The sequence below is a fragment of the Paeniglutamicibacter sp. NPDC012692 genome (assembly GCF_042901625.1).
GTDB lineage: Bacteria > Actinomycetota > Actinomycetes > Actinomycetales > Micrococcaceae > Paeniglutamicibacter.
In genome coordinates this window covers 51,063-63,647 of sequence record NZ_JBIBDE010000001.1, presented here as the reverse complement: position 1 = coordinate 63,647, position 12,585 = coordinate 51,063, and the positions used below count along the sequence as shown (strand labels likewise).

11 protein-coding genes are annotated in these 12,585 nt (G+C 60.1%); 2 read left to right on the top strand and 9 right to left on the bottom strand.

Annotated elements, in window-relative coordinates:
• Window positions 1-35 precede the first annotated feature (35 nt).
• A complete protein-coding gene (locus tag ACFY5D_RS00215; RefSeq protein ID WP_387523372.1) occupies window positions 36-578 on the top strand; it encodes a DUF3515 domain-containing protein in 543 nt (180 codons plus the stop codon).
• A 62-nt stretch (window positions 579-640) separates the two neighbouring features.
• Here ACFY5D_RS00215 and ACFY5D_RS00210 read toward each other — a convergent pair whose 3' ends face one another.
• From ACFY5D_RS00210 to leuC, 6 genes are all read right to left on the bottom strand, one after another.
• The gene (locus ACFY5D_RS00210; protein ID WP_387523369.1) at window positions 641-1,765 is read right to left on the bottom strand and encodes a D-alanine--D-alanine ligase family protein; all 1,125 of its coding nucleotides are present in this window, start codon (window positions 1,763-1,765) and stop codon (window positions 641-643) included.
• On the bottom strand, window positions 1,762-2,763 hold the full coding sequence (locus ACFY5D_RS00205; protein WP_387527501.1) for an NAD(P)H-dependent glycerol-3-phosphate dehydrogenase: 1,002 nt from the start codon (window positions 2,761-2,763) through the stop codon (window positions 1,762-1,764). Before ACFY5D_RS00205 ends, ACFY5D_RS00210 begins: the two co-directional genes overlap by 4 nt.
• Window positions 2,764-2,793: 30 nt before the next feature.
• Entirely contained in the window at window positions 2,794-3,561 is a 768-nt protein-coding gene (locus tag ACFY5D_RS00200; RefSeq protein WP_387523366.1) for a lysophospholipid acyltransferase family protein, read from the bottom strand.
• Between the two features lie 19 nt (window positions 3,562-3,580).
• Window positions 3,581-4,909, bottom strand: a complete 1,329-nt coding sequence (gene murA / locus ACFY5D_RS00195; RefSeq protein WP_387523364.1) for a UDP-N-acetylglucosamine 1-carboxyvinyltransferase — start codon at window positions 4,907-4,909, stop codon at window positions 3,581-3,583.
• A gap of 211 nt (window positions 4,910-5,120) precedes the next feature.
• Window positions 5,121-5,723 (bottom strand): 3-isopropylmalate dehydratase small subunit, encoded by a 603-nt coding sequence (gene leuD, locus ACFY5D_RS00190; RefSeq protein WP_387523361.1) that lies wholly within the window; start codon window positions 5,721-5,723, stop codon window positions 5,121-5,123.
• Window positions 5,724-5,732: 9 nt separating this feature from the next.
• Window positions 5,733-7,190: a 3-isopropylmalate dehydratase large subunit gene (gene leuC / locus ACFY5D_RS00185; protein WP_387523358.1), complete on the bottom strand. Its 1,458-nt coding sequence runs from the start codon at window positions 7,188-7,190 to the stop codon at window positions 5,733-5,735.
• Between the two features lie 112 nt (window positions 7,191-7,302).
• On the opposite strand from leuC, the gene ACFY5D_RS00180 reads away from it, so the two are divergent.
• On the top strand, window positions 7,303-8,022 hold the full coding sequence (locus ACFY5D_RS00180) for an IclR family transcriptional regulator (protein WP_387523355.1): 720 nt from the start codon (window positions 7,303-7,305) through the stop codon (window positions 8,020-8,022).
• 49 nt (window positions 8,023-8,071) lie between these two features.
• On the opposite strand, the gene thiL is transcribed toward ACFY5D_RS00180, so the two are convergent.
• From thiL to ACFY5D_RS00165, 3 genes are read right to left on the bottom strand one after another with little or no spacing between them, the layout of a single operon-like run.
• On the bottom strand, window positions 8,072-9,106 hold the full coding sequence (thiL, locus tag ACFY5D_RS00175; RefSeq protein WP_387523352.1) for a thiamine-phosphate kinase: 1,035 nt from the start codon (window positions 9,104-9,106) through the stop codon (window positions 8,072-8,074).
• Complete coding sequence (locus ACFY5D_RS00170; RefSeq protein ID WP_387523349.1) at window positions 9,078-10,718, bottom strand: GTPase; 1,641 nt, start codon at window positions 10,716-10,718, stop codon at window positions 9,078-9,080. Before ACFY5D_RS00170 ends, thiL begins: the two co-directional genes overlap by 29 nt.
• Window positions 10,715-12,517: a dynamin family protein gene (locus tag ACFY5D_RS00165; RefSeq protein WP_387523347.1), complete on the bottom strand. Its 1,803-nt coding sequence runs from the start codon at window positions 12,515-12,517 to the stop codon at window positions 10,715-10,717. The genes ACFY5D_RS00170 and ACFY5D_RS00165 overlap by 4 nt, the downstream gene beginning before the upstream one ends.
• Window positions 12,518-12,585 lie beyond the last annotated feature (68 nt).

The following is a 12,585-nucleotide window of genomic DNA, read 5'->3' as shown; positions in this document are numbered from 1 at the left end:
TCTCCCACGACCGGTAGGCTGTTTAAGTGCCTAGAATGACAGTTTCGAATCCCACAGCCCCAAATTCACAGTGTTTGTTCAGTGTTAAGTCAGTTTCAACTCCCGCCAAACGGCGCTTCTCGACCGCCATCGCCGGTGCAGTAGTCGGCTTGGCTGTCCTCACCGGCTGCAGTTCCATCGCAAACGTGCAAGCTGCCGATGACGCGGGGAATCCCCTATGCGCCGAGATGATGGTGCTGCTTCCCTCTGAAATCTCCGACCAGCAAAAGCGCCAGACCAATAGCCAGGCTACGGCTGTGTGGGGGGACCCCTCACAGCTTGTCCTCCGCTGTGGGGTGACTCCCCCTCCGCCGTCAACCGACCCCTGTGTCACCGTTAACGGTGTTGACTGGCTTGCCAAGCAAGGTGAGAAAAGCTGGACCTTGACGACCTATGGGCGCACTCCGGCCACTGAGCTCATCTTTGATCCGAATGTGATTCCGTCAAGCACAGTCCTGGCTTCCCTAGGAACCGCCGCTTCAAAGATTCCTGCCCAACGGCATTGCACTGACGTCACCAAATCGGAAGACATTCCATAGTCTTTCGACATGCAAAAGGGGTTGTTGCCAAGGCAACAACCCCTTTTGCATGTCGAACTTTTCTAGCGAAGCCCGGTCTTGCGGTTCAGTCCCAGATGAATCAGCTCATCGATGAGCTCGGCATACTCGATGCCGGTCTTGGCCCACATGTGCGGGTACATGCTCGAGGGCGTGAACCCTGGCATGGTGTTGATCTCGTTGATGATCCATTTGCCGTCTTCGGTGTAAAAGAAGTCAACCCGTGAGAGGCCTTCGGCGTTGACAGCGTCAAAGGCTTTGGCTGCCAGTTCGCGAATTTCAGCCGTTGCCTCCTCAGACAAGGCCGCTGGGCAGCTCAGTTGGGCTGCCGCGCCGTCTACGTACTTCGCATCAAAATCGTAGAACGTATGTCCGTCATTTGATACCGAAATCTCGCCCGGCATCGACGCACGTGGTGCAAGGTGTCCCCGTCCCTCGAGAACTCCGCATTCGATTTCTCGACCGACGATTCCCTGCTCCACGACAACCTTCGGGTCATGGATCCGGGCTGCCTCAATCGCTGCCTCAAGCGCATCGGGGGTGTCAACCCGCGAAATACCGACTGAAGAACCTGCACGGGCGGGCTTGACGAAGAGTGGGTATTCGAGGCCCTTGACCGAATCCAGCGCAGACGCGCGATCGCGTCCCCACTGCTTGTCGGTAATGACGACATACGGTCCGACCTCAAAGCCGGCAGCCTCGAACACAACCTTCATGAAATGCTTGTCCATGCCAATGGCACTGGCAGCGATGCCCGAACCCACATATGGGACGTCGGCCATTTCAAGCATTCCCTGAAGTGAGCCGTCCTCGCCGAACGGCCCGTGGAGCAGCGGGAAGACCAGATCAATGTCTCCCAGGTTCCGGATTTCGTGTGACGGCCCGGAAGCCAGGAGCTCGTGGCGGCCCGGCTCGCCGGTGAGCCGCAGAATTTCTTTCCCTGCAGTTACCTCGGGCTTTGCACTGCCGGCCAGCGACCATGTGGCCACATCCTGGTCCACCAGCGTCCATGCGCCCTCACGGGTGATTCCGACCGGAACCACGTCGTACTTTTCACGGTCAATGGCGTCAAGAACGCCTGCGGCGGTTACGCAGCTAACCGGGTGCTCTGACGAGCGACCCCCGAACAAGAGCAAGACACGAGGCTTGCGGGTGTTTGTTGGACTCATTGGAGTTCCCCTTCGGATTTCAGTTCGCGACCCAGGAGGCGCGCCCCCATGTTTTCAACGCTCAGGGTGCCTTCAAGTACCATGACCACGGCTTCGGTGATGGGAACCTCGACATTGTTGCGGATGGCAAGGTCCAACACGGCACGACCCGATTTGATGCCCTCGGCAGTTTGGGACATCCGGTCGTTGACCTCGTCTAGATACAGCCCTTGTCCCAGGAGACGTCCTGCGGTGTTGTTGCGCGAGAGTGAGGATGAGCATGTGGCAACCAGGTCGCCCAGACCCGCAAGGCCCGACAGGGTTTCGTACTTTCCGCCCAATGCCAAAGCCAGGCGTGTGGTCTCGGCAAGGCCACGGGTAATGATGGATGACTTGGTGTTGTCGCCCATTCCCATACCGTCGCAGATGCCCACGGCGAGGGCAATCACGTTCTTGGCGATACCGCCGATTTCAACACCGATGAGGTCGGTGTTGGTGTACGGGCGGAAGTATTCGGTGGAGCAGAGTGCCGCAATCCACGCCGCCGTTTCAATGTCGGAACAAGCAACAACGGAAGCCGTCGGCTGCTTGCGTGCGATCTCCATGGCCAGGTTTGGTCCGGACAGCACAGCGATACGCTCGGGATCGATATCAACCTCCGCCGCAATCACTTCACTCATGCGGGCATCCGTATCTCGTTCGAGACCCTTCATCAGGGAGACGAGCACGGCGCCTGGTTCGATCGCATCCCGGAAGGACCGCAGCTGCTCTCTGAGGCTTTGCGCTGGAACGGCGAGGACGACCAGGTCGGCACCAGCCAGGACTTCGCGGGGATCCGAGGAGGAGGTGATGTTTGACGGTAGCTGCGTTTCACGTAGGTATCGTGAGTTTGTGTGGCGGGTGTTGATTTCAACGGCAACCTCTTCACGACGCGCCCACACCATCACCCTACGCCCGGCTTCCGAACCCGAGTCGGCGAGAACCTTGGCAAAGGTTGTTCCCCAGCTGCCGGCTCCCATGACCGCGATTTTTTTTGGCAGGGATCTCAATTATTTGCCTTCCGGTTTGTCCGAAGCGGATCCGCGTTCAAAGTTTCTTCCCTTGATCGCTTGTCCGTGGGCGGCTGGGTCCCAAAGAATCTCAGGAGCATCTTCGCCACGTAGCTCGGCCACGTCGTTGGCAATGGCCCGCATAATTCGCTCGGTTGCTTCGTTCAATACGGAGCGAGTCATGGGCAAGCCTCGGAGGTCGTCCAGGTCCACGGGATCGCCGATATTAACGGTTACCCGCTTGCGCGGGAACAGCTTGATGCCCTTGGCATACCGAGGAAACAGGTCCTGCGCGCCCCAATGTCCCATGGGAATCACCGGGGCGCCGGTCTGCAGAGCGAGGCGTGCCGCACCTGTGTGCCCACGCATCGGCCACAGGTCCGGATCGCGCGTCAGGGTTCCCTCTGCGTAAATAATGATCACGCCGTTGGCATCCAGCACCTTGCGGGCCGCGAGGAGCGACTCCGAGGCACCGGCGCTCGTGCGTGCCACGGGGATCTGCCCGGTTTTCCGCAACACAAAACCGAGCACCGGCACCTTGAACAAGGATTCCTTGGCCAGGTATCGGGGATAGCGCTTGTTGCTGTAGACCGCATGACCCACGACCAACGGATCAATCTCCGTGACGTGGTTGGGACACAGGATAAAGCCGCCAGCCGGAAGTTTGTCAAAACCCTTCCAGGTCCGGCTGATCATCAGATTCATGACCGGCCGGACGATTCCTGCAGCTACAGCAAACACGGCTCTAGTACCGCGTGATTCTTTCATGCAAATTAGCCTATGCGGACTAGGCGATTTCATTCATTTCGACTCGCGCACCGAGATCGGTGAGCTTGTCCATGAACTTCTCGTAGCCGCGGTTGATCAATTCGATTCCCGTCACGTGGCTGGTGCCTTCGGCAGCCAAGGCCGCAATGAGATGCGAGAAGCCGCCGCGGAGATCGGGGATGTCGATATCGGCACCCTTCATCACGGTCGGGCCGGAGATGATCGCTGAGTGCTGGAAATTGCGCTGGCCGAAGCGGCAAGGAATCGCGCCGAGGCATTCGCTGTGCAACTGGACCTGTGCACCCATCTCCACCAAGGCACTGGTGAATCCGAAACGGTTTTCGTAAACCGTTTCGTGGATGATGGAAACGCCCTCGGCCTGGGTCAACGCAACAACAAGGGGCTGCTGCCAGTCGGTCATGAAACCGGGGTGAACATCGGTCTCGAGCATGAGGGGCTTCAGTTCTCCACCTGGGTGGTAGAAACGGATGCCGGTATCCAGAACCTCGAATTCGCCACCAATCTGGCGGTAAGTGTGCAAGAAGGCAGTCAGGTCCCGCTGGGCCGCTCCCTCGACAAAAATATCGCCCTTGGTCACCAATGCGGCCGAGGCCCACGAAGCAGATTCATTGCGATCCGGAAGGGCCTTGTGGTTGTAGCCGGAGAGGCGATCCACACCCACGATCCGGATCACGCGGTCACGCTGAACCGTGATGATTGCGCCCATCTTCTGCAAGAGAGAGATCAGATCGAGGATTTCCGGCTCGACTGCCGCGTTTTCAAGTTCGGTGGTGCCCTTGGCACGAACCGCCGTCAGCAGAACCTGCTCGGTGGCGCCCACGCTTGGGTACGGTAGAGAAATCTTTGCGCCCGTCAGACCGTGGGGAGCGCGAATGCTCGTACCCAGGGGTCCTGCCTTGTCGATGACTGCACCGAAATTCCGTAAGACTTCCAAGTGGAAATCGATGGGACGGTCGCCGATTTTGCAGCCGCCAAGGTTCGGAATAAGGGCTTCGCCCAGGCTGTGAAGCAATGGCCCGCAGAAGAGAATGGGGATGCGTGAATCACCGGCGTGGGTATCGATCTCGTTGCTGGTGGCCGTTTTGGTGCCAGCTGGATCCATGGTCAGATCCCCGGTGATTTCATCCTTGATGACCGTGACGCCGTGAATCTTGAGCAGGCTGGTAACCACTGCTACGTCTTTGATCTCCGGGACGTTGCGAAGAACCGAGGGAGAATCCGCCAATAGGGCGGCGACCATGGCCTTGGGTACCAAATTCTTGGCGCCTCGGACGGTCACTTTTCCTTTAAGTGGCACGCCACCATGAATCGTTAGGACTTTCCCCATGAACTTAAGAACCTCACCAAATTGTTTGTCCTTCGAAACCGAAGGTAAGACTTAGTAAGCATACAGCCCCCGGCATTGCCGGGGGCTGTATGCGGGCTGTAACGCCCGTCGCGTTTGAGCGGCTTGCATCCGAAGAACCCTACCCAATTCGGGCTTGATTAGTCTTATCGACATCGAATGCACCGCGCGCATTTACGCGATCAGCAAAGAGTTAAGAGTACTTTGCAGGAAGCGTCGTGGGCTTGAAGGCCGGGCGCTCGTTTTCGAAGGCTGTGATCTCATCTTCGTGTTGGAGCGTCAGTCCGATGTCGTCCAGACCTTCCATAAGGCGCCACCGGGTGTAGTCATCAATCTCAAACGGGGCAATGATCGAGCCGCAGGTCACCGTGCGGGATTCGAGATTGACCGTAATCTCGGTGCCCGGGTGATTCTCGATTTCCTTCCAGATCAGCTCGATGTCGCTTTGTGCAACCTCTGCGGCGACAAGCCCCTGCTTGCCGGAGTTGCCGCGGAAGATATCGGCGAATCGCGACGAGAGGACGGCCTTGAATCCATAGTCCTTGAGCGCCCACACCGCGTGCTCACGGGAGGACCCAGTGCCGAAGTCGGGGCCGGCGACAAGCACGGAGCCGGCTGAGTACGGCTCCTGGTTCAGGATGAAGGACGAGTCCTTGCGCCAACCGGCAAACAAGGCGTCCTCAAACCCGGTGCGTGTGATTCTCTTGAGATAGACGGCCGGAATGATCTGGTCGGTGTCCACGTTGCTCTGGCGCAGAGGAACACCAACACCGGTGTGGGTTGTAATTTTTTCCATGATCGATCCTTAGGCGACGGTGGTGGAGGCTGAAGCTGTGGCGAGATCCGACGGCGAGGACAGCGTCCCACGGATTGCGGTGGCTGCTGCGACAACCGGGGAAACGAGGTGCGTACGGCCACCCTTGCCCTGCCGGCCTTCAAAGTTGCGGTTTGAGGTCGAAGCGCAGCGCTCCCCTTCGGCGAGCTGGTCGGGGTTCATGCCCAGGCACATCGAGCAGCCGGCAAAACGCCACTCGGCACCGAAGTCGATGAAGATCTTGTCCAGGCCAGCGGCTTCCGCCTCGAGCCGAACCCGTGCCGAACCGGGAACCACAATCATCCGGACATTGGGGTCCTTTTTCTGGCCCTCAATGATCGCGGCGGCAGCGCGCAGGTCTTCCATTCGGCTGTTGGTGCAAGAGCCCAGGAACACGGTGTCAACGCGAATGTCTTTCATCGGCGTGCCGGCCTCGAGGCCCATGTAGGTGAGGGCGCGCTCACAAGCGGCGCGTGCGTTCTCATCCTCGAAGTCTTCCGGGGCCGGAACCTTTGCCGACAGCGAGACGCCCTGCCCCGGGTTCGTACCCCAGGTTACGAACGGTTCGAGTTCATCGGCGTCGAGGAACACCTCTGCGTCAAAGGTTGCGCCTTCGTCGGTAGCCAGGGTCTCCCATTCGGCGACCGCGGCATCCCAGTCCGCACCCTGCGGGGCATGCGGTCGACCCTGGATGTATTCGTAAGTCGTTGCATCCGGTGCGACCATGCCGGCGCGGGCTCCGGCCTCGATGGACATGTTGCAGATCGTCATGCGCGCATCCATGGACAGCGCGCGGATGGCCGAGCCCCGGTATTCAAGCACGTAGCCCTGGCCGCCGCCGGTGCCGATCTTGGCAATGACGGCCAAGATGATGTCCTTGGAGGTCACGCCCGGCTTCAGGGTTCCCTCGACGTTGATGGCCATGGTCTTGAATGGCTTCAGGGAGAGTGACTGCGTGGCCATCACGTGCTCGACCTCTGAGGTGCCAATGCCAAAGGCAAGCGCACCGAAGGCACCGTGGGTGGAGGTGTGCGAATCGCCGCAGACGACTGTCATGCCGGGCTGGGTCAGGCCCAGCTGCGGACCCACCACGTGGACGATGCCCTGCTCCTTGTCGCCCAAGGAATGCAGGCGGACGCCGAACTCCGCGCAGTTCTTCCGCAGGGTTTCAATCTGGGTTCGGCTGGTCAGGTCCGCAATCGGCTTGTCGATTTCCAGCGTGGGAGTGTTGTGGTCCTCGGTCGCAATCGTGAGGTCCGGGCGACGGAGCTTTCGGCCGGCCAACCGCAGGCCCTCGAAGGCCTGCGGCGAGGTCACTTCGTGAACCAAGTGCAGGTCGATGAAGATCAGGTCCGGCTGGCGCGCAGCGCCTACCCCTTCGCCCTTGCGCACAACGTGTGCGTTCCATACTTTTTCGGCCAGCGTCTGTGCTGCCTGGTGTGCGGCCATAACCGACTCCCTCGCTTGATAAAAGTCTTATGCATCAACTGTTCCACCGCGGGCCACGTAATATCCACTACATGGATTTGCATCTCAAATAGTGAGACGTCAATATCATAGTATGGACACATCAAGTGGCGTCGGCGTCATCGATAAAGCGGCCCAAATTCTCAACGCCCTCGAGGCGGGACCCACCTCGTTGGCGCAGCTGGTTACCGTCACCAAAATCTCCCGCCCAACGGTGCACCGGCTGGCCCAGGCCCTGGTTCACCACCGCCTGGTGGGCAAGGACATCCATGGGCGATTCGTCTTGGGCGGCAGGCTCGTCGAACTTGCCTCGGCCGCGGGAGAGGACCGCCTCATCGCCGCCGCAGGCCCGTTGCTCATCCAGCTCCGTGACAGCACCGGCGAAAGCACCCAGGTCTTCCGCCGCCAGGGAGACTTCCGCGTATGCGTCGCATCGGCCGAACGACCGGTCGGACTTCGAGACACGATTCCCGTGGGAACCCAGCTTTCGATGAAGGCTGGATCCGCCGCGCAGGTCTTGCTGGCATGGGAAGACCACGAACGTCTCCTTGACGGACTCCAGGGCGCGCGCTTTACCCCCACCATCCTGGCCGGCGTGCGCCGCCGCGGGTGGGCCCAGAGCCTGGGCGAACGTGAGCCTGGGGTGGCTTCAGTTTCGGCGCCTGTTCGCGGCCCGTCGGGACGGGTCATTGCCGCCGTTTCCATGTCCGGCCCTATCGAGCGGCTCTCCCGCCAGCCCGGTCGCGCCCACCAGGAGGTAGTGGTTCAAACCGCAAATGCCCTGAGCGAAGCGCTTCGAAAGACCGGTGACTAGGCAGTCGTATTTCGCAACTCCTTGTGCACGCCCGCCGGAGCCTGACTAACTATCCTTCGAAATGGTCGTATCCAGTGGATGTGCTCTGCATCAACCCATCAAGATAGACCCTTGGGTTGGACTCCCCGATTTCAAGCGCCAGCACAAACCCGACCGGCCTGAACCCTGGTGGCAGTGCCGCATCCGACGGGAACGTGGCCAAAAGGCCGTGGTCTTCTCCCCCTGCAAGGACCCATCGGAGCGGATCGCCGCCGAGCACACTGGCGATCGGCTCTAGTCTTTCAATGTCATTGAGCAGTGCATTTCGCTCGAAACACATGTGCGCGCCACTGGCGGCTGCCATCCGCTGGCCGTCTTTAAGCAGCCCGTCGGAGAGATCCATCATTGCGGTTGCTCCTGCGCGGGCAGCCTCGGGGCCAGCGTGGAGCGGCGGCTTTGGGCGTCGCTGTCCTTGCGCGATGTCAGCCTCTGCTTGAGTCCAGTCAGCCGAGGGCAGAGTCGAATCAAGCAGGGCCAGACCTGCCGCGGCGACCCCCAGCACGCCGTTGACGGCCACGACATCACCAGGCTTGGCGCCGGACCTGAGGATGGGTTTTCCCGTCGCCAGAGCACCAGTGACAGCGGCAGTGACCGAAACCTCGCTCCCCCGCCCCAGATCCCCGCCCGCAATTGAACAGTTCGATGCCCCCAGCTCACGAACCGCAGCACTGAATCCTTCTGCCAACTCCTCTACCCAACTCACCGGTGTTGAGTGAGGAAGAGTCAGCGAAATGACGGCCGCGGTGGCGTATGCCCCCATCGCATTGACGTCGGAGAGGTTTTGCGCTGCGGATTTCCAGCCGACGTCAAAACCGCTGCTTTCGAAGCCACTGGGCCAGTGAAGCCGAAAATCCTGATTCTCCACCAAGGTATCAACGGTGATGACGAAGGCCCCTCCGGGCGCGGCAATCATCGCAGCATCGTCACCGGGACCAAGCAAGGGCTCCGCGCCGCGCAACCGTGGCAGGATGCGCGCCAACAGTCCACTTTCGCCTAGATTGCCAACGGTTAGATTCTCAGCCTCTGGCACGTCGTAGAGCTCCAATGAATTGATTGTGTCGATTGATTTCTGCGTCGACCGGGCCGACAACGGTTTCTTCCACCACGGAAGCCACCGCGCTGAGCAAGGACTTTCTGGCTTTGCGGGCACGTCCGGAGCCACCAATCCGTGCAGCGATCCCGCTGAGGACGCCCAAGACCAGGCCAAGCAGAATCCCCAAGATTAGCATCAACGTTGGTACCGGGATGCCCTCTACCTTGGGCGCCGGCGGGAGGCTGAACTGCAGATACTGCACTGCGGCAAGAGCCCCCAACCACAACGCTCCGGCAAGTGCCGTAGCGAGGGATATCCATTGAATCACCGATACCAATGGCCACCACCATGAGCCTTTTGTTGCTTTCACGTCGGTGTTCGCAATGGCCTGGTCGAGGCGGTCGGGCAGTTCCTGCCCCCGCCGGCGCGCCTCACGGCGGATGGATGCCTTCCATGGCTCGGGTGCGCCAGCTCCTGCGCCATCGGCAAAGGCGCGCACCGCAGAGTCGGCTTGTGCGCGTTGGGCCAACCCCGCTGCCGGAAGGGACGTGCGATTGAGCTTCGGGTTTACATCGGTGCTTTTCAGGTTCAACCTGCGCAATGGATCCGGTCGGATCTTTGACAGCCACCTAGTCAGTGGCCATCCCGTTTTCTTGTGGGCATCGAGACGGTATGAAGTGCGGACGGCGTCCACCACGGTGTCTACGCCGGATGCGGTCGCCAGGTTTTGTATCAACTCGCGTTTTGCGTTGTCTGACGGTGTTTTGAGTTCCTCTACGCTGTGCCCCTCGCCCAGACGATAGGCAATCGTCGCTACGTCCGCGGCAAGCCTGTTCGACGCGGCACTCCGCGCTGTTACGACTTTTGCGATTTCCTGGCGAAGTCCCTCAATACCCTCTCCGGTCACCGCTGAGACGCCGATAAGTCTTGGATTCCGGAGCCCGTCGCGTTCGAGTATGGAACGCAGCGACGTCATGACCGGGGCTCGTTGCTCCTCGCGCAGCTTGTCGATTTGGTTGAGTACAACGAGGGTGACGGCACCATGTGCGGACAGCGGTTTGATGAAGTCGTGGTGCACTGCTGCGTCAGCATATTTTTGCGGATCAAGCACCCAGATCAGGACATCTACTTGTCCTGCCAATTTTGTGGCTATTTCCCGGTTGGCAAGAATCTTGGAATCAAAGTCCGGCAAGTCCAAAAGTATGAGACCGTTGGCTTCTTTTTCGGATCCAAAGACCCCCTTCTTGGCCAGCCGCAATGGCGAGTCCAGGAAACGACGGTCATTGACCTCCAACCAATCGAGTAGCGGATCAGACCCCTGCGCGCCCCAGATTCCGGCAAGCGGCCGGCTGGTTGTCGGCCTGGTTGCAGCAACCCGGGCAATGTCTTCCCCAACCACTGCGTTAAAGAGCGACGACTTCCCGCTGCCGGTCGCGCCGAAGAATCCGACAACCGTGTGTTCGGAAGACAGCGTCCTGCGCGCAGCGGCGCGTTCAAGTACAGCCCAGGAGGCGGCACTTTCCTGCGACCCAAGGCGTTCATTTCCAAGCTCAGTAGCTTCCTTGAGCGCCTCCAAACGAAGTTCAAGCGGGCTAAGCACGGATTCGGATCGACGACGGCTCATGCACCCTGCTCCCGGGCCAGTCGGCGAATGGCTGCCGAATATTGATTCATGTTCTCGAGTACTTGCTTGTCCGGCATGCCTCCTAGCCGTGACAGGAATCTGTCTCGTTCCAGCTCCAGAAGGGACTCACAGCGCTGCTCGAGGCTCTCCATTGCCTTCTTGGCCAACCGCCGTACCGCGTCCTCGCCAAAGATAGCCTCAAGAAGTTTTTGTCCCACCACGGCAGACCCGCCGGCGATTCCCACTTCCAACCCTGTCAGGCCGGCGGTTGACGCGAAGACAACAACCATCAAGGCAACCGCCACGCCATTGATTCCAAACGACACCATGCGGGCGGTCATGCGCTTGTTGGCGCCTTCCGAACGGATGATATCCATGAGGTCCAGTTGCCAGGCCCGCACTTGCCCTGCAACCCTGTCCGAGAAGTCCGAACTCGGACTGCCGAGGTCACCGCCCTCAATGAGCGCCTTGCCCGCAGGGTCGGCCCGCCATCGGTCCTCGGCGGTCTCACAGGCTTTTGCCGTCTGGTCCACCACCACCGCGTGCAGACCGCTTTCAATGGCTTTCTCCACACGGTCCACGGGTTGCGGTTTTCCCGTGAAAAATGCCCCTATCCTGTCACGTAGCCGTCCGATTCCGGATTCGAGGGATCGGAAGAATTCCCCCGTCCCCACGAAATCCTGCCACCTGGCCAAAACCTCCCCGCGCAACAACGTGCCATCCTGAACGGCCAGGCGAATGCCGTCCTTGGCCTGAGCAAACGCCTCGGCGACATAGGATTCCAGCCGCCCGGCGCTGGCTATTTGTTCCACCATCGCCGAAGCAATGGCGTCGTTGCGGTTGGCAAGCTGACTCATGACACCGGCTAGCGTTTGGCGGGCGATGACAGCACGTGATTCACTGTTGGCGGCAATCTCCCCCAACCATGACTTGATGTCACCCACGGCCCCTGCAGGCAGCATCTCCAATTCGTCGAGCTGGTACTCGCGCACCACAAATAGTCGCGCTGAGCCCAGGCCCTCACGCTGAAGCATGCCCCTCAGGTCTGCCGAGACTTCGGGTTCGACACCGGCCGGCACACGGTCCAAAACAATTGAAACGGTGATATTTCGCGCAGCAGCCTCGGAAAGCAGCTTCCAGGGAACGGCATCGGCATAGCGGTTTGCCGTGGTCACGAACACCCAAAGATCGGCGGCCGCCAGAAGCTGTCCGGCAAGGCGACGGTTTTCGTCGGAAATGGAATCCACATCCGGGGCGTCCAGGATGGCCACACCGCGGGGCACGGCATCGTCCCTGATCAGGATGATGGAATCGACCATGGAAGGATCCGGATCCACGCCGACCTGGTCTGCGGGCAACATGCGCCCCTCTGCGACCTGAGTTCCAACGATGCGTCGAAGCCCTGGAAGTATGCGATCGGTTTCAAGCCACGGCAGGTCCTCCGGGTGGTGCAGCAGGATTGGTTGGCGAGTGGTTGGCCTGATGGCGCCGGCCCGGGTTACCGGATGTCCAACGATTGCATTGACCAAAGTTGACTTGCCTGCGCCTGTTGAACCGCCCACAACTGCGAGCAGCGGCGCGTCCAAGCTACGGTAACGCGGCAGTATGTAGTCGTCCAGCTGCTCAACTGCCGTGCGTGCGTTTTCCCGGGCAACAGCCGCCCCGGCGATCTCGAGGGGAAGCAACTCACCAGACAATTGGTCTCGAACGGCGGAGAGCAATCTGATGGCTTCCGCATCCGCAGGCGCAGCGGAAGCCTTTGGGGCGCTGGCCGGTTCGGGGACATTACTAGTAGTCACAACTACATCATGCCAAATAGTCTGCAGATTTATCGTGACTTGGGGGAAATTGGTCCAACCTAGAGAAT

Coding starts and splice junctions, on each gene's coding strand:
- ACFY5D_RS00215 (WP_387523372.1), top strand. CDS start 36: ATGACAGTTTCGAATCCCACAGCCCCAAATTCACAGTGTTTGTTCAGT.
- murA (WP_387523364.1), bottom strand. CDS start 4,909: ATGGGGAAAGTCCTAACGATTCATGGTGGCGTGCCACTTAAAGGAAAA.
- ACFY5D_RS00200 (WP_387523366.1), bottom strand. CDS start 3,561: ATGAAAGAATCACGCGGTACTAGAGCCGTGTTTGCTGTAGCTGCAGGA.
- ACFY5D_RS00210 (WP_387523369.1), bottom strand. CDS start 1,765: ATGAGTCCAACAAACACCCGCAAGCCTCGTGTCTTGCTCTTGTTCGGG.
- ACFY5D_RS00170 (WP_387523349.1), bottom strand. CDS start 10,718: ATGAGCCGTCGTCGATCCGAATCCGTGCTTAGCCCGCTTGAACTTCGT.
- ACFY5D_RS00180 (WP_387523355.1), top strand. CDS start 7,303: ATGGACACATCAAGTGGCGTCGGCGTCATCGATAAAGCGGCCCAAATT.
- leuC (WP_387523358.1), bottom strand. CDS start 7,190: ATGGCCGCACACCAGGCAGCACAGACGCTGGCCGAAAAAGTATGGAAC.
- ACFY5D_RS00205 (WP_387527501.1), bottom strand. CDS start 2,763: ATGGGAGCCGGCAGCTGGGGAACAACCTTTGCCAAGGTTCTCGCCGAC.
- leuD (WP_387523361.1), bottom strand. CDS start 5,723: ATGGAAAAAATTACAACCCACACCGGTGTTGGTGTTCCTCTGCGCCAG.